Origin of the sequence: Kineococcus sp. TRM81007, from assembly GCF_022669155.1 — a bacterium.
Classification (GTDB): domain Bacteria; phylum Actinomycetota; class Actinomycetes; order Actinomycetales; family Kineococcaceae; genus Kineococcus.
Map to the genome: position 1 here is coordinate 16,948 of NZ_JALBVB010000053.1, position 19,325 is coordinate 36,272.

Sequence of the window (19,325 nt, forward strand, 5' to 3'; positions counted from 1 at the left end):
CTCCTTCGTCAGGGGGGTGCGGCCGGCGGGTGCCGGCGGGGTGGTGGGGAGCGGGGTCGGCGGGCGGCTCAGCCCGCGGCGGCCCGGGCGTTCACGCGCTCGTCGTTGCGCTCGAAGGTGCCGAGCGCGAGCGCGGTCACGAGGTGCAGCAGGGCCGCGGCGCTGAGGAAGAGCGCCAGGCCCGGCAGGGCCCGCGTCGCGGCCAGCACGACCACGACGCTCAGCAGCGGCAGCAGCGCCGCGACCGGGTTGGCCAGCAGGAACGAGGCGGCCGTGGGCAGGTAGCGCCGCAGCGGCAGGTCGTAGTGGACGTACAGCGGCAGCAGGACCACGGCGACGGCGGCGAGCGCCAGCCCGGCCAGGGCGGTGGCGGCGGCCACCGCGTCGGCGACGGCACCCTCGCGGCCGGCGAAGACCCGCCAGTTGGCCAGCAGCAGCAGGCCGGTCAGCAGCACCGGCAGCAGCACCGCGTTGGAGCGGAGCAGTTCCGCGCGCCAGGTGCGGGCGAAGGCCCGCGCCGTGCCGGTGGTCTCCCCGCGCAGCCTGCGCCGGCTGACGGCGGCGGCGGCCACGCTGGCCGGGGCGAGGCCGAGGACCACGCCGCCGGCGAGGGTGCCCGCCACCCACAGGAGGTTGACGAGGGCGAGCCAGACGAGGGCGTCGCAGGCGTCGTGCGCCTTCACCGCCCAGCCGCCCGGGGAGGACGTCCCCGTGCTGCTCACCGACACCACCTCGCGATCCACGTCGACCGGGGTCCTGCTGACCCGGCCACCGTAGGATGAAACGAATCATCGAAGCAAGCGCTTACCGCGTGCTCGTCGTCGTGTCGTGCCGCGGGGGAGCGCCCGTGCCTCCTCGCACCGGGCGCCCCCCGCACCGTTCCCGGCCGCGCGGGTCAGGGCTGCTTCGACTGCTTCGGCGCCGTCATCGACATGACGTCCAGCGCCTCGTCGAGCTGGGCCTCGCTGACCTCACCCCGCTCGACGTAGCCCAGCGCCACCACGGCCTCGCGCACCGTCGTTCCCTGCGCCACGGCGTGCTTGGCGACCTTCGCGGCGGCCTCGTAGCCGATGACCCGGTTCAGCGGGGTCACGATGGAGGGGGAGGACTCCGCGTACCGGCGGCACTGCTCCACGTCGGCCTCCAGCCCGTCGACCGTGCGGTCCGCCAGCAGGCGGGAGGCGTTGCCCAGCAGGCGGGTGGACTCCAGCACGTTGCGGGCCATCACGGGGATCTGCACGTTCAGCTCGAACGAACCGCTGGCACCCGCCCACGCCACCGCGGCGTCGTTGCCGACGACCTGCGCGCACACCATGAGGACCGCCTCGGGCACCACCGGGTTGACCTTGCCGGGCATGATCGAGCTGCCCGGCTGCAGGTCCGGCAGGCGCAGCTCGCCCAGCCCGGTCCGCGGGCCCGACCCCATCCAGCGCAGGTCGTTGCAGACCTTCGTCAGGCTGACCGCCAGGACCCGCAGCGCGCCGGACAGCTCCACCAGCGCGTCCCGCGCGCCCTGCGCCTCGAAGTGGTCCTCGGCCTCCGTCAGCGGCAGGCCGGTGTCGGCTGCCAGCAGCTCGATGACGCGCTGCGGGAAGCCGGGCGGGGTGTTGATCCCGGTGCCGACCGCCGTGCCGCCCAGGGGCACCTCCGCGACGCGGCCCACGGTCGCCCGCACGCGCTCGACCCCGCGGCGCACCTGCGCGGCGTAGCCGGCGAACTCCTGGCCCAGCGTGACGGGAGTGGCGTCCATCAGGTGGGTGCGCCCGGACTTCACCACGCCGGCGAACTCCTCCGCCTTGCGGCGCAGCGACGCGTGCAGGTGCTCCAGCGCGGGCACCAGCTCGTTCACCACCGCGGAGGTGGCGGCCACGTGCACCGAGGTGGGGAAGACGTCGTTGGAGGACTGCGAGGCGTTGACGTGGTCGTTGGGGTGCACCGGGCGGCCCAGGCGCTCCGTCGCCAGGGTGGCGATGACCTCGTTGGCGTTCATGTTGGAGCTGGTGCCCGAGCCGGTCTGGAAGACGTCCACGGGGAACTCCGCGTCCCAGCGCCCCGTCGCGACCTCGTCGGCGGCGTCCGCCACCGCGCGCGCCAGGTCCCCCTCCAGCACGCCCAGCTCGGCGTTGGCCAGCGCGGCGGCCTTCTTGATGCGCGCGAGCGCCTCGATGTGCGCGCTCTCCAGCGGGGTGCCCGAGAGGGGGAAGTTCTCCACGGCCCGCTGCGTCTGCGCGCGCCACTTGGCGGCCGCCGGGACCCGGACCTCCCCCATGGTGTCGTGCTCGACGCGGTACTCGTTCTCCTGCGCGCTCTGGTCGCGGGTGCGGTCGTCAGTGGCCATGCGCTCATCCTGCCAAGGGGCGCCGCGCGCGCCCGGGCGCCCGGCCGGGCTGTCGCGCAGATCACGGTCGGCTCACGATCCGCGGGGAGCGCCCGGTCGCGGCGATCTGCGCGTGCGGGCCGTCGTCGGCGGGTGCACGCTGGGGCCGCACGCACGACGGGCGGGACCCGCTCGCCGTGCGGTCCGCCGGACGACGACGTCGGAGGAGGAGCGAGTGAGCAGCGCGTGGCGCACCCGGGTCGGGGCGGTGAGTGCCGGCGTCGTGCTGGCGAGCTGCCTGGCCTCGTGCGGAGACGGCACCGGGGGTTCCGGCCCGCCGGTGCTCACCTGGTACACCAACCCCGACGCCGGTGGCCAGGCGGCCATCGCCGAGCGCTGCACCGCAGCGGCCGACGGGGCCTACACGATCGAGACGTCCATCCTGCCGCGCGACGCGGCGGCGCAGCGCGAGCAGCTCATGCGGCGCCTGGCCGGGGGTGACTCCTCGATCGACCTGATGAGCCTGGACCCCGTGTTCGTGCCCGAGGCGGCCGAGGCGGGCTTCCTGGCGCCCATCTCGGACGACCTTCAGCAGTCGCTGACCGAGGGCATCGCCGAGGGTGCCGTGCAGGGCGCCACCTGGGACGACGAGCTGGTCACCGCGCCGTTCTGGGCCAACACCCAGTTGCTGTGGTACCGCGAGTCGATGGCCCGCGCCGCCGGTCTGGACCCCGCGCAGGCGCAGACGTGGACCTGGCAGCAGATCATCGACGCCGCCGCGTCGCAGGACAGCGCCATCGGCGTGCAGGGCACGCGCGCGGAGTCCATGACGGTGTGGGTCAACGCCCTCATCGAGTCCGCCGGGGGGCAGATCATCGAGAACCCCGACGCCCCCGTCGACGAGATCAGCCTGGGCATCGACTCCCCGGCCGGGGAGGCCGCCGCCGGCGTCATGCAGGCCATCACCGCCGCGGGCGTGGCCGGGCCCGGCATCGACAACCGCGACGAGGCCGCCACCGCCGACCTGTTCGAGCAGGGCGGGGTGATGTTCGCGACCAACTGGCCGTTCGTCTACGCGCAGGCCCAGCAGGGCGCCGAGCAGGGCACGGTGGACCCGGCGGTCTTCGAGGACTACGCCTGGACCACCTACCCGCGGATCAGCCCCGACCAGCCGTCCGCGCCGCCGCTGGGCGGCATCAACGTCGGCGTCGGCGCCTACAGCGAGCACCAGCAGGAGGCGCTGGCGGCCATGGAGTGCATCGTCTCGCCGGAGAACCAGGCGGCGTACATGATCAGCGACGGCAACCCGGCCGCAGCCCTGGAGGTGTACGACCTGCCCGAGGTGCGTGAGGCGTACCCCATGGCCGACGTCATCCGCGAGTCGCTGCAGACGGCCGCCCCGCGGCCGCAGACGGCCTACTACAACGAGGTCAGCACGGGCATCCAGTACACCTGGCAGCCGGTGTCGGCGGTCAGCGACGAGACGCCGGAGATCTCCGAGCAGTTCGTCCTCGAAGTCCTGAGGGGGGAGAGGTTGTTGTGACCGCTGTCACCACACCGCAGGTCGAGCTCGCGAACTCGCCGCGCGACAAGCGCCGCCGCGGGACCGACCGCTCGCGCCAGGAGGCCCGGCTGGGCTGGTACCTGGCCGGTCCCGCCTTCTTCATCCTCGTGCTCGTCACCGGGTACCCCATCGTCCAGGCCGTCTACGACTCGCTGTTCAGCTACCGGCTCACCGCCCCCGGCGACCGCGAGTTCATCGGGCTGGAGAACTACGGCGTCATCCTCACCGACTCGCTGTGGTGGGAGGCGCTGGCGAACACGGCGCTCATCACCCTGGTGACGGTCGCCGTCGAGCTGGTGCTCGGCTTCGCGCTGGCGATGGTCATGCACAAGGTGCTCGGCTTCCTGCGGCCCATCCTGCGCACGGCGATCCTCGTGCCCTACGCGATCATCACGGTCGTCTCCGCCTACGCCTGGCAGTACGCCTTCTCCATCACCACCGGGTTCATGAACGCGGTGGTGCCGGGGGTGCCGGAGGACTTCGACTGGTTCGCGAACAAGTGGACGGCGCTGACCGTCATCTGCCTGTCGGAGATCTGGAAGACCACGCCGTTCATCTCCCTCCTGCTGCTGGCCGGCCTGGCGCAGGTGCCCGAGGACATGCACGAGGCCGCCAAGGTCGACGGGGCGACGGCGCGCGAGCGGCTGTTCCGGGTGACGCTGCCGAACATGAAGGCGTCGATCATGGTGGCGCTGCTGTTCCGCGCCCTGGACGCCTTCCGGATCTTCGACAACGTCTACATCATGACCAACGGCGCCGCGGGGACCCAGACGGTGTCGTCGCTGGCGTACAACCAGACGATCAGCCGGCTGGAGATCGGCCTGGGGTCGGCGGTCTCGGTCCTGCTGTTCATCTGCGTCCTGCTGATCTGCTTCCTGGCCATCAAGGTGTTCCGGGTGGACCTGGCCCGAGCGAGGGGGGAGAACTGATGGGTGCGCTCTCGACCAAGGAGAAGACGCTCTGGTACATCGGCGCGCTGCTCATCGTGCTGTACGCGCTCGTGCCGGTCGCCTGGATCATCTCGCTGAGCCTGAAGTCCGAGGCGGACCTGTCCAACCGGAGCTTCCTGCCCACCAACGTCACGTGGGAGAACTACGAGGGCATCTTCAGCGGCACCGCGTCCGACCTCTTCCTGCCGGCGCTGCGCAACTCCGTCATCACCTGCCTGCTGGCGACCCTCATCGCCGTGGTGCTCTCGATGTTCGCCGCGTACGCCATCGCCCGGCTGAACTTCCCCGGCAAGCGGCTCATCCTCACCAGCGCCCTGGCGGTGGCCGTCTTCCCGGTCATCACGATGGTGACGCCGCTGTTCAACCTGTGGCGGCAGATCGGCCTGTACGACACCATCCCGGGCCTGATCATCCCCTACCTGGCGCTGACCCTGCCCATCTCCATCTGGACCATGTCGGCGTTCTTCCGGGAGATCCCGTGGGACATGGAGCAGGCCGCCCAGGTCGACGGTGCCACCAGCTGGCAGGCCTTCCGCAAGGTCATCGTCCCGCTGGCCGCCCCGGGCGTCTTCACCACCGCGATCATCGCCTTCTTCATCGCCTGGAACGACTTCGTGTTCGGGATCTCGCTGACCTCGACCTCCGACGCGCAGCCGGTGCCCGCGGCGCTGAGCTCGTTCACCGGGTCCAGCTACTTCGTCCAGCCGACCGGCGCGATCTCCGCGGCGGCCGTCATCGTCACCATCCCCGTCGTCCTCCTCGCACTGGTGTTCCAGCGGCGGATCGTCGCCGGGCTCACCAACGGCGCCGTCAAGGGCTGACCCCGGAGAACAGGAGCTGCACCGTGGCACGCATCGAGCTGAAGAACATCGTCAAGAAGTACGGCGACGGCTTCCCGGCCGTGAACGACGTCAGCCTGGACATCGCCGACGGCGAGTTCGTCATCCTCGTCGGCCCGTCCGGCTGCGGGAAGTCCACCCTGCTGCGCATGATCGTGGGCCTGGAGGACATCACCGACGGTGAGCTGCTCATCGACGGCAAGCGGGTCAACGACCTGGCCCCGCGCGACCGCGACCTGGCGATGGTGTTCCAGAACTACGCGCTCTACCCGCACCTGACGGTGCGGGAGAACATCGAGTTCCCCCTCAAGCTCAACCACAGCAAGGTGCCCGAGGACGAGGTGCGCCAGCGCGTGCAGCGGGCCGCGGACATGCTGGAGCTGGGCGAGCACCTGGACCGCAAGCCCGCCAACCTCTCCGGCGGCCAGCGCCAGCGCGTCGCCATGGGCCGGGCCATCGTCCGCGACGCCAAGGCGTTCCTCTTCGACGAGCCGCTGAGCAACCTGGACGCCAAGCTGCGCGGGCAGATGCGCACCGAGATCGCCCGCATGCAGCGCTCGCTGGCCACCACGACGGTCTACGTCACCCACGACCAGACCGAGGCGATGACCCTGGGGGACCGGGTGGCGGTGCTGCGCAAGGGGGTCCTGCAGCAGGTCGCCAGCCCCCGCGAGCTGTACGAGCAGCCGGTGAACCTGTTCGTGGCCGGCTTCATCGGCTCGCCCCCGATGAACTTCCTGCCGGCCCGGGTGCGCGGTGACCGGCTGGAGCTGCCGTTCTGCGAGGTGCCCAGGCCCGCGGTCGTGAGCGGCGAGCACGACGGCAAGCTGCTCATCGTGGGCGTGCGCCCGGAGCACTTCGACGACGCCGACGTCACCGACGTGCCCGGCGAGGCGGTGACCTTCGACGCGCAGGTCGACGTCACCGAGTGGCTGGGCAACGAGCTGTACGCCTACGTGCCCTTCGAGGCGGCCGCGGAGACGAAGCAGCAGCTGGCGGAGCTCGACCGCGAGCTGGACGGCGAGAGCATGCGCAGCCAGCTCGTCGTCACCCTGGACGCCATGAGCAGCGTGCGCGACGGCGACAGCGCCCGGTTGTGGTTCGACCCGCGGCGCATGCACGTCTTCGACCCCGGCAGCGGCGCGAACCTCACGCGCGACGAGGAGAGGGCCCGCCGCATCGCCGAGCAGTCCGAGGCGCTGCGCCGGCGGTCGCTGGAGCGGGCGCAGGCCCAGCAGCAGGAGCAGGTCCCGGCCTGACGCCCCCGCTACCCATCGACGCTGCGTGATGCCCGGCGACGCAGGGTAGGAGTTCGGGAACTCCACCCGCCGGGCGTCCCGCAGCGTCGTCGCGCCCGGTTAAGGTGCCCGCCACGAGGCCGTCCTCCCGGCGGCCGGGCGGGCGAGAGGCGGGTACGCGGGGTGGTCGACGCGCTCACCGGTGCCCTGCCCCCCGCCCCCCGCTCCCCGGGCAGCGCCCCCGGCCCCGCCGAGGGACCGGCCGGCACGGGTCTCGCCGTCGTCCGCGACCCCGCCGAGGGGCTGCAGGTCAGCGTGCGGCGCTCCCTGGACGGCGCCCCCGTGCCGGAGTGGCGCGCCCTCGCCGTCCGCGCCGGCCACCCGCCGTTCTGCGGCCCCGACTGGCTGCGCGCCGTGCACGAGCACCTGGGAGCCGGTGAGCCGCTGCTGGTCAGCGTGCGCCGTCAGGGGCGCCTGCTGGCCCTCGGCGCCTTCGCCGTCCTCGGCGCCGGCCCCGGCGGCAGCCGGCCCGTGGTGACCTTCCTCGGCGCGGGCGGCAGCGACTACGCCTCCCTGCCGACCGACCCGGACAGCCCGGTGCCCGCCGTCCGGCTCGTGGCCGCCGCGCTCGACGCGGTGCTGGCGGAGGTCCCCGGGGCCCTGTTCGACCTCGAGCAGGTCCTCGAGGACGATCCGCTGCTCGAGGCCGCCGGTGCCTGGGCCGCCGCCCGCGGCTACGGCGCGCGGCTGCTGCGGCAGGCCACCGTGCACGCCGTGCGGCTGCCCGCCACCGTGGCCGAGCACGACGCCGCCCTCGGCCGCCACGCCCGTCACGAGGAGCGCCGGCAGTGGCGCCGCCTGGCCGAGCGCGGCCGCCTCGTCGTCGTCGACGACCTGCTCGACGGTCTCGCCGAGCTGCGCGAGGCCGACCCGGACGCGGCCGGGCGGCACCTGGCAACCCTCGCGGCCGAGCTGGCCGCCGTCGACGCCGCCCACCCGAACGCCGCCCGCCGCCGCCAGCCCTGGCGCGGGGCGTCCGGGCGCACGCTGGTGCGGTTCCTGGGTACCGCCCCGCGCGGGGTGGCGCAGCTGTCCGGGTTGCGCGTGGACGATCGCCTCGTGGCCTACGCGTTCTGCCTGGCGGGGCCGCGCGCGCTGCACGGCTACGTGCAGTCGTACCGCGCCGAGGTGGCCGCCACCGGCCCCGGCACGCTGCTGCTGCTGCGGGTGCGCCGCCGCGCGCTGCTGTCCGGGTACGCCGAGCTGGACCTGCTGCGCGGCGAGGAGGCGTACAAGCGCCGCTTCGAGCGCACCACCAGGCACACCGTGCGCCTGACGCTGGCGCCCACCGGGCTCCCGCTGCTGCCGGCGGCGGTGGACCGGGCCGTGCTCCTGCGGCGCACCTACCGCGACGAGCTGCAGCGCTCCGCGCGCCTGGGCCGCTCCGTGCAGGCCGTGGCCGGGGCCGCCGGGAACGTGCGCGCCGACCTCACCCGCCGCGCCGCCGCCGTGCGCACCGCCGGCCGGCGCGCGGCCGGTGCTCGCGGCGCGCTGAGCCGGGCCCGGCTGGCGGCGTGGGCGGGCGGCAGCGGGGCCGGGCGCCGCTGAACGCGGCACCCGGCCCGGTGGCCGTGCGCGGTCGGGACCTCCCGTCTCAGCGGGGGGCGTCCACCCGCACCCGGTCCACCGTCCACGCACGGGCCTGCTCGCTGATCGTCACGCCCAGGCCCGGCCGCGGCGAGACGTGCATGCGGCCGTCGCGGATCTCCAGGCGCTCCTCGAACAGCGGGTGCAGCCAGTCGAAGTGCTCCACCCACGGCTCGATCGGGTACGCCGCGGCCAGGTGCAGGTGGATCTCCATCGCGAAGTGCGGGGCGAGCTGCAGGTGCGCGTGCTCGGCCAGCGTGGCCAGCTTCAGGAACTGGGTGATGCCGCCGATGCGCGGCGCGTCGGGCTGGATGACGTCCGCTGCGCCGGCGTCGATGAGGGCGACGTGCTCGCGGACGCTGGTGAGCATCTCCCCGGTGGCGATCGCGGTGTCCAGCGACCGCGCCAGCTGCGCGTGCCCCTCGGTGTCGTACGCGTCCAGCGGCTCCTCGATCCACACCAGGCCGAACTCCTCCAGCGCCCGGCCCACCCGTTGCGCGGTGGGGCGGTCCCACTGCTGGTTCGCGTCCACCATGAGCGGCAGGTCGTCGCCGATGTGCTCGCGCACCGCCCGCACGCGCCGCAGGTCCTCCTTGGCGTCCGGCTGGCCCACCTTGATCTTGATGCCGCCGATGCCCTCGGCGAGCGTCCGGTCGGCGTTGGCCAGCACCCGCTCCAGCGGCTCGTGCAGGAAGCCGCCGGAGGTGTTGTAGCAGCGCACCGAGTCGCGGTGGGCGCCCAGCAGCTTCGCCAGCGGCAGGCCCGCCCGCTTCGCCTTCAGGTCCCACAGGGCGATGTCCAGGGCGGCCAGCGCCTGCGTGGACGCGCCGCTGCGGCCCACCGAGGCGCCCGCCCACACCAGCTTCGTCCACAGCCGGGCGATGTCGTTGGGGTCCTCGCCGATCAGGTCGGCGGCCACCTCGCGCGCGTGCGCGAACTGCGCCGGGCCGCCGGCGCGCTTGGAGTAGCCGAAGCCGACGCCCTCGAGGCCGGCCTCGGTGGTGATCTCGGCGAAGAGGAACACGACCTCCGTCATGGCCCGCTGCCGGCCGGTGAGGACCTTCGCGTCGCTGATGGCGGCCGTCAGCGGCAGCACGACGGACGACAGCGTCACCGACGCGATGCGGTCCAGCACGGGCGAGGCCGGGGACGCGGGGGAGGGGGCCGGGGCGGCCGGCGGCACGAGCCCGGGTCCGCTGAGTTCGCTGGTGGTCATGGCTTCCTCGGGTGGGCGGGGGCCGAGGACGGCGGGCGTCGTCGGCGACGGTGCCCGTCACCGTAGGCAGTGGCGCGATGCCTGTCCATGAGCCTTCGGGCATCGTGCGATGCCCTGGGGGCATCCGCTCGACCGGGGACGGACGGCCCCCGCACCCTCAGCCGGCCGCCAGCTCCTCGCGCGTCGGCGGGTTCGCGCCCGCGCGCGAGCAGGTGATCGACGCCACCCGGGCGGCCGTGCGCAGCACGTCCTCCAGCGCGTCCAGGCGCAGCGCCCGCAGCCGCCGCGCGGCCACCGGGCCCAGCAGGTCGTGCTCGGCCAGCGCGTGCAGCAGCCCCGAGGTGAAGGCGTCGCCGGCGCCGACGGTGTCCACCACCCGCGTCGGCGGGGTCGGCACCCGCAGCGTCCCGGCACCGGCCACGCCCACCGCCCCCTCTCCACCGCGGGTGACGACCACCAGCGCCGGGCCGCGGCGCTGCCAGCGCCGCGCCACCTCCACCGGGTCCTCACCGGGGAACAGCCAGGCGACGTCCTCGTCCGACGCCTTGACGACGTCGGCGGCCTCCACGAACTCCTCCACGAGCACCCGCGCCCGCTCCGGCGCACCCAGGAACGCCGGGCGCACGTTCGGGTCGTAGCTGGTGGTCGCCCGCTCCCGGCAGGAGCGCAGCAGCTCCAGCGCCTGCCGCGCGCCCGGGTCGACGGCCGCACCGATCGACCCGGTGTGCATCACGTCCACCCCGTCGGGCACCTGCGCCGTCGGCAGGCGCCAGCGCAGCTCGAACTCGTACGAGGCGCGGCCCTGCTCGTCGAGCTGCGCGCGCGCCACCGACGTGGGCAGCTCGTCCACCGCGCCCGGTGCGAGCCCGACCCCGCCCGCGGCCAGGTGCTCGCGCAGCAGGTGTCCGTGCGCGTCGTCGCCCAGGCGGGTCAGCAGGGACACCTCGTGGCCCAGCCGGCCCAGCCCGTACGCCACGTTCAGCGGGCTGCCGCCGGGGTGCACCGACTCGGCGCCGTCCGCAGCGCGGACCACGTCGACGAGGGACTCCCCGACGACGAGGGCGCGGGTCCTCACCGCGGGCCGGTGAAGTCGACGGCGGAGTACGCGCGCAGCTTCGACAGCCGGTGCTCGGACTCCACGCGCCGGATCGTGCCCGACTTGCTGCGCATGACGATGCTGGAGGTGCTGATCGTGTCGCCGCGGTAGCGCACCCCGCCGACCAGCTCCCCGTCGGTGATGCCGGTGACGACGAAGTAGACGTTGTCGCTGGCCACGAGCGAGGACGTGTCCAGCACGGCGTCCAGGTCGAGGCCGGCGTCCAGCGCCTTCTGCCGCTCGTCGTCGTCGCGGGGGGCGAGGCGGCCCTGGATCGTGCCGCCGAGGCAGTGCATGGCGCAGGCCGCGATGATGCCCTCCGGGGTGCCGCCGACGCCCAGGAGGAGGTCCACCCCGGTGCCCTCGCGCGCGGCCATCACCGCGCCGGCGACGTCGCCGTCGGAGATGAACTTGATGCGGGCACCGGCGTCGCGCACCTCCTGCGCCAGCTGCGCGTGGCGCGGGCGGTCCAGGATGCAGACGGTGATGTCCTCCACCCAGCGCTTCTTCGCCCGCGCGAGCCGGCGCACGTTCTCCTTCACGGGCAGGCGGATGTCCACCACCTCGGCGGCCTCGGGGCCCGCCACCAGCTTGTCCATGTAGAAGACCGCGCTGGGGTCGTACATGGTGCCGCGCTCGGCCACCGCCAGCACCGCCACCGCGTTCGGCATGCCGCGGGCGGTCAGCGTGGTTCCGTCGATGGGGTCCACGGCCACGTCGCACTCCGGGCCGGTGCCGTCGCCGACGCGCTCGCCGTTGTAGAGCATCGGGGCGTTGTCCTTCTCGCCCTCACCGATGACCACCGTGCCGTTCATGCTCACGGTGCCGATGAGGGTGCGCATCGCGTTGACCGCGGCGCCGTCCGCCTTGTTCTTGTCGCCCCGGCCGACCCAGCGCCCGCCAGCCATGGCCGCGGCCTCGGTGACGCGCACCAGCTCCATGGCCAGGTTGCGGTCGGGGGCCTCGGTGCCCACGGCGAGCGCCGGGGGCAGCTGGGGCGAGGGGTTCTGGGACACGGGACCTCCAGGGGCGGCGTCGTCGGGGCGCCAGGGTATCCGGCACCATGGGCCGGTGAGCACGACCGGTCCCGGCCCCGCCCGGCAGGCGCCCGCGCCCAGCGGCGAGGACCCCCGCGGGGTGCCCCGCACGCGCCACGCCGGCGGCGTGCGGTCGATGGTGATCTCGATGGCGCTGATCCTGGCCGTCGTGGCGCTCGTGGTGTGGGTGGTGCCGCGACCCAGCTCCGTGCAGCAGCCGCCCGCCGACGTGGCGAACGCGGCCGCCGGCGCCACCGAGCTGCCGTTCGTCCCGCCCGTGCCCGAGGTGCCGCAGGGCTGGACGGCCACCTCCGCGGAGGTGAACCGCTCCACGGACGCGGTGCTGACCTGGCACGTCGGGTACCGCACCGACGAGGGGGAGTACCTCGCCGTGGAGGTCGCCGCCGGCGGCACCGCCGGGTGGGTGCGCGCGCAGACCGCCGGCGGCGCCGAGGACGGCACCGTCGAGGTCGACGGGCGCGAGTGGCAGCGGTACCTCCAGCCCGACCGCGGCCGGCGCAGCCTCGTGCGCACCGGGGACGACGTGACGGTCGTGGTCACGGGCGAGGCGGACTACCCGGTGCTCGCCGAGCTGGTGCGCGCCACCGAGGCCGGCTGGGAGTCGGCCGGTGTCGACCCGGCCGCACCCGCGGCCTGAGCGCCCTCCCGGGGCGCTCAGCCCTCCGCGTCGTCCCCGCCGTCCCCGGTGCGCGCGGCGTCCAGCCTCGCCCGGGCGCCGTCCAGCCGGTGGCGGCACACCGCGGCCAGCGCCTCCCCGCGCTCCCACAGCGCCAGCGACTCCTCCAGGCCGGTGCCGCCGGCCTCCAGCCGGCGCACCACGTCCGCGAGCTCGTCGCGGGCCTGCTCGTAGCCGAGCCCGGCCACGTCGGCCGGGAGCTCGGGAGCGGGGCCGGGCTGGGCCACGGGGTCGGGCGCGGGCTCGTTCGCGGTCTCGTCCGCGGGGTCGTTCGGCACGGTGGGCAACCCTAGGGCCGGCGCGCGCCACCCCGCCCGCGCGTCGCCCCGCCCGCGCGTCACCCCGCCCGCGCGTCACCCCGCCCGCGCTGCGATCTCGGCGTCGGCCAGCAGCACCCGCAGCGCGGTGCCCGCGGGGGCGTCACCCGGCTCGCGCACCACGCGGCCGGCGTCCTCGCCGGCGGCCACCTGCACGACGGCGTAGCCGCGCAGCAGCGTCGAGCGCGGGGAGAGCGCCCGCACCGCGGCGCGCAGCCGCTCCACCTCCAGCGCCGCCCGGTGCACGCGCCCCTCCAGGCCGTGCCGGGCGCGCTCGCGCAGCCGGGCGACCTCCGCGGCCGGCGCGTCCACCAGCACGTGCGGGTCGGCCAGCACCGGCCGGCTGCGCAGCGCCCGCAGCGCCGCCTCCTCCCGCTCCACGCGGGCGCCCACCGCGCGCCGCGCCCGCGAGCGCAGCTGGTCCACGCGCGCCAGCTCCTCGGCCACGTCGGGCACGACGCGCCGGGCGGCGTCGGTGGGCGTGGAGGCGCGCACGTCGGCGACCAGGTCGAGCAGGGGGGAGTCGACCTCGTGGCCGATGGCGGAGACGACCGGGGTGCGCGCGCCGGCGACCGCGCGCACGAGCGCCTCGTTGCTGAACGGCAGCAGGTCCTCCACGCTGCCGCCGCCGCGGGCGAGCACGACGACGTCGACCTCCTCCAGCGCGTCCAGCTCGCGCAGCGCGGCGGCGACCTCGGTCACGGCGGCCGGGCCCTGCACGGCGACCTCGCGCACCTCGAAGCGCACGGCGGGCCAGCGCAGCCGGGCGTTGTCGACCACGTCGCGCTCGGCGGCGCTGGCGCGCCCGCACACCAGCCCCACCACGCGCGGCAGGAACGGCAGCGGCTTCTTGCGCGCGGCGTCGAAGAGGCCCTCGGCGGCTAGGACGCGCTTGAGGTGCTCCAGGCGGGCCAGCAGCTCGCCGACGCCGACGGGGCGCACGTCGTCGGCGCTCAGGCTCAGGGTGCCGCGCTTGGCGTAGAACTCGGGCTTGGCGTGCACGACGACGCGGGCGCCGCTGCGCAGGCCGTCCGGCAGGGCGCCGCGCAGGCGCTCCAGCACCCGGCGGGTCAGCGTCACCGTCAGCGACATGTCGGTGTCGGTGTCGCGCAGCGTGAGGAAGACCACGTGCGCGCCGGGGCGGTCGCTGACCTGCACGACCTGCCCCTCCACCCACGTCCAGGGCATCCGGGCGATGTAGGCGTCCATCTTCGAGGCCAGCAGCCGCACCGGCCACGGGTTCTCCGCGCTGGTCTCCCCGGCGGTGCCGGCACGGCGCGGCGGGTCGGCGGGTGCCTGCTGCGGGGACGGCTGCGCGCTCACGGGCCCATCCTGCCCGCCCGCCGCGCGGGGGCGGGGTGTCCGGGGGCCGACCTACCATGGGGGCGTGACACAGCCCCTCCTCGACACCCCCGCCGCGACCGCCGACGACGACTGCAACGACACCGCCGCGCTGGCCGGGGCGGGCGAGCGCGCCGCGTGGGACGGCGGCAAGCGGGTCCTGCTGGCCGCGCCGCGCGGGTACTGCGCGGGCGTGGACCGGGCCGTGGAGGCGGTGGAGAAGGCGCTGGAGCTGTACGGCGCCCCGGTCTACGTGCGCAAGGAGATCGTGCACAACAAGCACGTGGTGCGGACCCTCGCCGAGCGCGGGGCCGTCTTCGTGCAGGAGACCTCCGAGGTGCCCGAGGGCGCGCACGTGGTGTTCTCCGCGCACGGGGTGAGCCCCGCGGTGCGCGAGGAGGCCGCGGCGCGCTCCCTGAAGGCGATCGACGCCACCTGCCCGCTGGTCACCAAGGTGCACCGGGAGGCCGTGCGCTTCGCCGAGCGGGACGCGGAGATCCTGCTGATCGGCCACACCGGGCACGAGGAGGTCGAGGGCACCGCGGGTGAGGCGCCGGAGCACATCACGGTCGTCGACAGCCCCGAGGCGGCCGACGCGGTGCAGGTGCGCGACCCCGACAACCTCGTCTGGCTCTCGCAGACCACCCTCAGCGTCGACGAGACGATGGAGACGGTGCGGCGGCTGCGCGAGCGCTTCCCGAACCTCGCCGACCCGCCCAGCGACGACATCTGCTACGCCACCCAGAACCGCCAGGTGGCGGTGAAGAAGATCGCCGCGGAGTCCGACCTGGTGATCGTGGTGGGCTCGGCGAACTCCTCCAACTCGGTGCGGCTGGTCGAGGTGGCCCTGGACGCCGGCGCGGGGGCGTCGCACCGGGTGGACGCCGCCACGGAGATCGACGACGCCTGGCTGGAGGGCGTCACCACGGTCGGTGTGACCTCCGGCGCCTCGGTTCCCGAGGTGCTGGTGCGCGAGGTCGTCGCCCACCTCGCGCAGCGCGGCTACGGGGCGGTGGAGGAGGTCACCACCGCCCAGGAGGACCTCGTCTTCTCCCTGCCCACGGACCTGCGCCGCGACATCAAGCGCCGCAGCCTGCCGGTCACGCCCGTCTGAGCCCCGCGCGCTCCTCGTCGTCGAGGTCCTCGAGCAGCTCGGGGGCCGTCAGCGGGCGCACGGCGTCCTCCAGCGGGCCCACCGCCGGCAGCTCGCCGTCGGTGACGTCCAGCTCGCGCAGCCGCCGGGCCGTGACGAGCACGCGCCGCTCCAGGGTGCCCACGAAGCGGTTGTAGTCCTCCACCGCGCGGTGCAGCGTCCGGCCCAGGGAGGCGGTGTGCCCGCCGAGGGTCCCGAGGCGCTCGTGCAGCTCGCGGCCCAGCGCGAACAGCTCCCGGGCGCTGCCGGTCACGGCGTCCTGCTGCCAGGTCAGCGCCACCGTGCGCAGCAGCGCGAGCAGCGTGGTGGGCGTCGCCAGCACCACCCGGCGGCTCATCGAGTGCTCCAGCAGCGCCGGGTCGGCCTCGCAGGCGGCGGCCAGGAACGCCTCGCCGGGCACGAAGCACACGACGACGTCGGGGGAGTCCTCCACGGCCGTGGGGTACTCCTTGGCGGCCAGGGCGTCGACGTGGCCGCGCAGCGCCTTCGCGTGCGCGGCCATCTCCGCGCGCCGCGCCGCCTCGTGCGCGGGGCCGCCGTCCAGCTCGCCGGCGCGCAGGAAGGCGGCCAGCGGCGCCTTGGCGTCGACGACGACGTGCTTGCCGCCGGGCAGGTGGACGACGAGGTCGGGGCGCACCGTGCGCCCGGACCGGGTGGTCAGGGTGGCCTGCTCGGTGAAGTCGACGCGCTCGAGCATCCCGGCGTGCTCGACGACGCGCCGCAGCTGCACCTCGCCCCAGGAGCCGCGGGAGCTGGAGGCGCGCAGGGCCCCGGCGAGGGTGGCGGTCTCGCTGCGCAGCGCGTCGGCGCCGGCGGCGAGTGCCGTGAGCTGCTCGGTCAGGCGCGCGTACTGCTCCACCCGGTCGCGCTCGAGGGTCCGCACCTGCGCCTCGACGCGGTCCAGGGTGTCGGTGACCGGGGCCACGGCCGCGGTGAGCGCGCGGCCGTCGGTGGCGCGCTCCTCCAGCTCGGTGACGCGCCGGCGCAGCAGGTCGCGCTCGGCGGTCGCGGCGGCGGCGCGGGCGGTGTCGGCACCGCGCAGCGCGCGTGCCAGCACGAGGCCGAGGGCGAGCCCGGCGAGCAGGCCCACGACGAGGCCGGTGAGCAGGAGCAGGGCGGGGCCGACGTCCACGTGTGCACTGTGCCAGTCGCGGTGCCGGTCGCGGTGCCGGTCGCGGTGCCGGTCGCGGCGGGTGTCCGGGCGGTGCCGCGCACTGCTCCGTCCGGGTGGTGCTGGAGCAGTCCTGTCGGTACGCACGGTGACCACTTCGGTGCTCACCGTGGCGGCATGTCGGTCGCCGCCACCCCTCCGGGAGCCTGGTGGTGGGCGGCGCCCGCAACACCGCTGCGCTGCGTGGTCAACCGGCTCCGTGGCGTGGCCAGTGAGGGCCGCGGGAGCGGACGCTTTCCTACTGCGCCGCAGCGCCCCTCCACTACAGTGACGCAGCGAGAGAGTTGCGGGGGCGGCTGCGTGGTGCGCGGCGGGTGGGGGGCACCCGGCACCGGCGGGCACCGGTCCGCGCCCGCGGCTGCTCGACACCGATCGGCACCGATCGGCACCGCTCGACCAGGGGGGAACAGATGCAGCACGTCGAAGCCGCCGACGAGCAGGCGGGACGGTCGCAGGACCCGGTGGCCCGGGCACTGGCGACCGTGTCCGGGGAGCAGGTACCCACGCAGCGCGCCTGCCTGGACCTGGCGCGGGCCCTGTCCGGCGCGGGCGACGCCGGCCGCGCGGTGCGCTGGGCGTTCGCGTCGATCGACGCCGGCGAGGACTTCGCCGGCTGGCTCGCCGCGTCCCGGCTGTGGCAGCGCCACCGCGACGACGTGCCGCGGCCCGCGCGCCGGGCGCGCGTCGCCGTGCTCGGCAGCTACACCACGACCCAGCTGACCGGCCTGCTGCCGCTGGCGTGCGCGCGCGCCGGGGTGGACGTGGAGGTCTACGAGTGCGGCTACGGGCTCTACCGGCAGGAGCTGCTGGACCCCTCCAGCGGTCTGCACGCCTTCGACCCCGACGTCGTGGTCCTGGCCGTCGACGCCGCCGAGGTGGACCTCCCGCAGCTCGCCGACGACCCCGAGGCGGCCGTCGAGGCGGAGCTGGGGCGCTGGACGTCCCTGTGGGACCTGGCGCGCGAGCGCTTCGGCGCCCGCGTCGTCCAGCACGGCGTCGTGGTGCCCCCCGACGAGCCGCTGGGCCACCTCGCCGCGCGCGTGCCCGGCTCCCGGTCGGCGCTGCTGCGCCGCCTCCAGGAGCGGATGGGGGAGGTGGCCGCCTCCGAGGCGGGCCGGGGCGTGGCCCTGGTGGACTGCGAGCGCCTCGCCTCCGACGTCGGCAAGCGCGTCTGGAGCGATCCGCGCTACGTGCACGCCGCCAAGCAGGCCGTGTCCCTGGCGTGCGTGCCCCTGCTGGCGCGGCACACCGCCGCGGTCCTCGCCGCCCAGCTGGGTGCCTCGCGCAAGTGCCTGGTGCTCGACCTGGACAACACGCTGTGGGGCGGCGTCCTGGGCGAGGTCGGCGTGCACGGCATCGCGCTGGGGGCCGGTGCGGCCGGGGAGGCGTTCAGCGCCTTCCAGCGCCACGTGCTGGCGCTGAAGGACAAGGGCGTGGTGCTGGCGGTGTGCTCCAAGAACGACGAGCACCTCGTGCGCGAGGCCTTCGAGCAGAACCCCGAGATGCTCCTCTCCCTCGACGACGTCGCCGTGCTCAGGGCGAGCTGGCAGGACAAGCCCACCGCGGTGCGCGGCATCGCGGCGGCTCTGGGCATCGGCGAGGACGCGCTCGTCTTCGTCGACGACAACCCCGCCGAGCGCGAGGCCGTGCGGGAGCTGGCCCCGGCCGTGGACGTGGTGCCGCTGCCCGCCGAGCCGGCCGGCTACGTCGCGGCCCTGTCGCGCTACCCGTTCTTCGAGACGGACGCCCTGACGGCCGAGGACGCCGCCCGCACCGCCCAGTACCGCGCCCGCGCGCAGGTCGCCGAGCAGCGCGAGAGCGCCGGGTCGCTGGAGGACTTCCTGCGCGGCCTGGACATGCGCGCCGAGGTGGCCCCGCTGGGGCCGGAGAACGTCGCGCGGGTCGCGCAGCTGCTGGGCAAGACGAACCAGTTCAACCTCACCACCCGCAGGCACTCCCTGGCCGACGTCGAGTCCTTCGCGGCCGACCCGGCCTGGCACGCGCAGGTCGTCCGGCTGCGCGACCGCTTCGCCGACCACGGCGTGGTGGGCGTGCTGCTGGCGCGGCGCGCCGGGGCGGTGCTGGAGGTGGACAGCTGGCTGATGAGCTGCCGCGTCATCGGCCGCACCCTGGAGGACGAGATGTTCGGCGTGCTGGTGCGGCAGGCCCGGGCGGCCGGGTGCACCCGGCTGCGCGGGACGTACGTGCCGACGGCGAAGAACGGGCAGGTCGCGGGCCTGTACGAGCGGCTGGGCTTCACCCGGGACGAGAGCGCCGACGGCGCGGCCGGGGAGGGGGCGACCGGGTGGGTGCTCGAGGTGCCCGAGGAGGCGGCCACGCCCGGGTTGGTGGCGGTGCAGGTCGACGTGGCGGCGGGTACCGGTCCGCGCGGCGCGCGCGGGCTGCAGCAGGACGGTGACGAGGTGCCGGCGCAGCGCCGGCAGGAGCAGGAGGTGTCGCGGTGAGCGAGACGACGGGTGAGCTGCTGGGCGAGGACGGCGTGGACGGGCGCGTGCTGCGCGTCTTCCGCGACGTGCTGGGCGACGAGGAGCTGCAGCTGAGCGAGACCACGACGGCGAAGGACGTGCCGGGCTGGGACTCCCTGGCCCACGTCAACATCATGTTCTCCCTGGAGTCGGAGTTCGGCGTGCAGTTCACCGACGCCCAGATGACCTCCTTCGCGGACGTCGGCGAGCTGCGCCGCTTCCTCGCGTCGGCCGCGGGCTGACCCTGCCCGCGACC

Annotated in this window: 17 protein-coding genes; 9 read left to right on the top strand and 8 right to left on the bottom strand. The window is 75.1% G+C overall.

The window, feature by feature from the left end; all coding sequences use genetic code 11:
• Positions 1-68: 68 nt before the first annotated feature.
• Both MN205_RS11615 and MN205_RS11620 read right to left on the bottom strand, forming a co-directional pair.
• A complete protein-coding gene (locus MN205_RS11615) occupies positions 69-722 on the bottom strand; it encodes a DUF624 domain-containing protein (RefSeq protein ID WP_242127393.1) in 654 nt (217 codons plus the stop codon).
• Positions 723-895: 173 nt separating this feature from the next.
• On the bottom strand, positions 896-2,338 hold the full coding sequence (locus MN205_RS11620; protein WP_242127395.1) for an aspartate ammonia-lyase: 1,443 nt from the start codon (positions 2,336-2,338) through the stop codon (positions 896-898).
• Positions 2,339-2,552: 214 nt separating this feature from the next.
• Between MN205_RS11620 and MN205_RS11625 the strand changes: the two genes are divergently transcribed.
• The 5 genes from MN205_RS11625 (at position 2,553) to MN205_RS21875 (ending at position 8,516) form a co-directional block, all read left to right on the top strand.
• Entirely contained in the window at positions 2,553-3,860 is a 1,308-nt protein-coding gene (locus MN205_RS11625) for an extracellular solute-binding protein (protein WP_242127397.1), read from the top strand.
• Entirely contained in the window at positions 3,857-4,810 is a 954-nt protein-coding gene (locus tag MN205_RS11630) for a carbohydrate ABC transporter permease (RefSeq protein ID WP_242127399.1), read from the top strand. Before MN205_RS11625 ends, MN205_RS11630 begins: the two co-directional genes overlap by 4 nt.
• The gene (locus tag MN205_RS11635) at positions 4,810-5,652 is read left to right on the top strand and encodes a carbohydrate ABC transporter permease (protein WP_242127400.1); all 843 of its coding nucleotides are present in this window, start codon (positions 4,810-4,812) and stop codon (positions 5,650-5,652) included. The genes MN205_RS11630 and MN205_RS11635 overlap by 1 nt, the downstream gene beginning before the upstream one ends.
• A 23-nt stretch (positions 5,653-5,675) precedes the next feature.
• A complete protein-coding gene (locus MN205_RS11640) occupies positions 5,676-6,929 on the top strand; it encodes an ABC transporter ATP-binding protein (RefSeq protein ID WP_242127402.1) in 1,254 nt (417 codons plus the stop codon).
• Between the two features lie 162 nt (positions 6,930-7,091).
• The gene (locus tag MN205_RS21875) at positions 7,092-8,516 is read left to right on the top strand and encodes a GNAT family N-acetyltransferase (protein WP_242127404.1); all 1,425 of its coding nucleotides are present in this window, start codon (positions 7,092-7,094) and stop codon (positions 8,514-8,516) included.
• 46 nt (positions 8,517-8,562) lie between these two features.
• Here the strand turns inward: MN205_RS21875 and MN205_RS11650 are convergent, their stop codons facing one another.
• From MN205_RS11650 to glpX, 3 genes are all read right to left on the bottom strand, one after another.
• Positions 8,563-9,771, bottom strand: coding sequence for a mandelate racemase/muconate lactonizing enzyme family protein (locus MN205_RS11650; protein WP_305037205.1), 1,209 nt, complete (start codon positions 9,769-9,771; stop codon positions 8,563-8,565).
• A gap of 157 nt (positions 9,772-9,928) precedes the next feature.
• Positions 9,929-10,846: a carbohydrate kinase gene (locus MN205_RS11655; protein WP_242127406.1), complete on the bottom strand. Its 918-nt coding sequence runs from the start codon at positions 10,844-10,846 to the stop codon at positions 9,929-9,931.
• Positions 10,843-11,808, bottom strand: a complete 966-nt coding sequence (gene glpX, locus MN205_RS11660; protein WP_242127903.1) for a class II fructose-bisphosphatase — start codon at positions 11,806-11,808, stop codon at positions 10,843-10,845. The genes MN205_RS11655 and glpX overlap by 4 nt, the downstream gene beginning before the upstream one ends.
• A 130-nt stretch (positions 11,809-11,938) precedes the next feature.
• On the opposite strand from glpX, the gene MN205_RS11665 reads away from it, so the two are divergent.
• Positions 11,939-12,562, top strand: a complete 624-nt coding sequence (locus tag MN205_RS11665) for a DUF4245 domain-containing protein (RefSeq protein WP_242127408.1) — start codon at positions 11,939-11,941, stop codon at positions 12,560-12,562.
• Between the two features lie 17 nt (positions 12,563-12,579).
• On the opposite strand, the gene MN205_RS11670 is transcribed toward MN205_RS11665, so the two are convergent.
• A complete protein-coding gene (locus MN205_RS11670; protein WP_374115926.1) occupies positions 12,580-12,828 on the bottom strand; it encodes an exodeoxyribonuclease VII small subunit in 249 nt (82 codons plus the stop codon).
• Positions 12,829-12,954: 126 nt separating this feature from the next.
• Complete coding sequence (gene xseA / locus MN205_RS11675) at positions 12,955-14,241, bottom strand: exodeoxyribonuclease VII large subunit (RefSeq protein ID WP_242127412.1); 1,287 nt, start codon at positions 14,239-14,241, stop codon at positions 12,955-12,957.
• Positions 14,242-14,371: 130 nt separating this feature from the next.
• Between xseA and MN205_RS11680 the strand changes: the two genes are divergently transcribed.
• Positions 14,372-15,373 carry a 4-hydroxy-3-methylbut-2-enyl diphosphate reductase gene (locus tag MN205_RS11680; RefSeq protein ID WP_255819297.1) on the top strand — a complete coding sequence of 334 codons (1,002 nt, stop codon included), beginning with the start codon at positions 14,372-14,374 and terminating at the stop codon, positions 15,371-15,373.
• Here the strand turns inward: MN205_RS11680 and MN205_RS11685 are convergent.
• Positions 15,360-16,544, bottom strand: a complete 1,185-nt coding sequence (locus MN205_RS11685) for a DNA recombination protein RmuC (protein ID WP_242127416.1) — start codon at positions 16,542-16,544, stop codon at positions 15,360-15,362. The genes MN205_RS11680 and MN205_RS11685 overlap by 14 nt on opposite strands.
• A 449-nt stretch (positions 16,545-16,993) precedes the next feature.
• Between MN205_RS11685 and MN205_RS11690 the strand changes: the two genes are divergently transcribed.
• Both MN205_RS11690 and MN205_RS11695 read left to right on the top strand, forming a co-directional pair.
• Entirely contained in the window at positions 16,994-19,048 is a 2,055-nt protein-coding gene (locus MN205_RS11690) for an HAD family hydrolase (RefSeq protein ID WP_242127418.1), read from the top strand.
• A complete protein-coding gene (locus MN205_RS11695) occupies positions 19,045-19,311 on the top strand; it encodes an acyl carrier protein (protein ID WP_242127420.1) in 267 nt (88 codons plus the stop codon). Before MN205_RS11690 ends, MN205_RS11695 begins: the two co-directional genes overlap by 4 nt.
• Positions 19,312-19,325 lie beyond the last annotated feature (14 nt).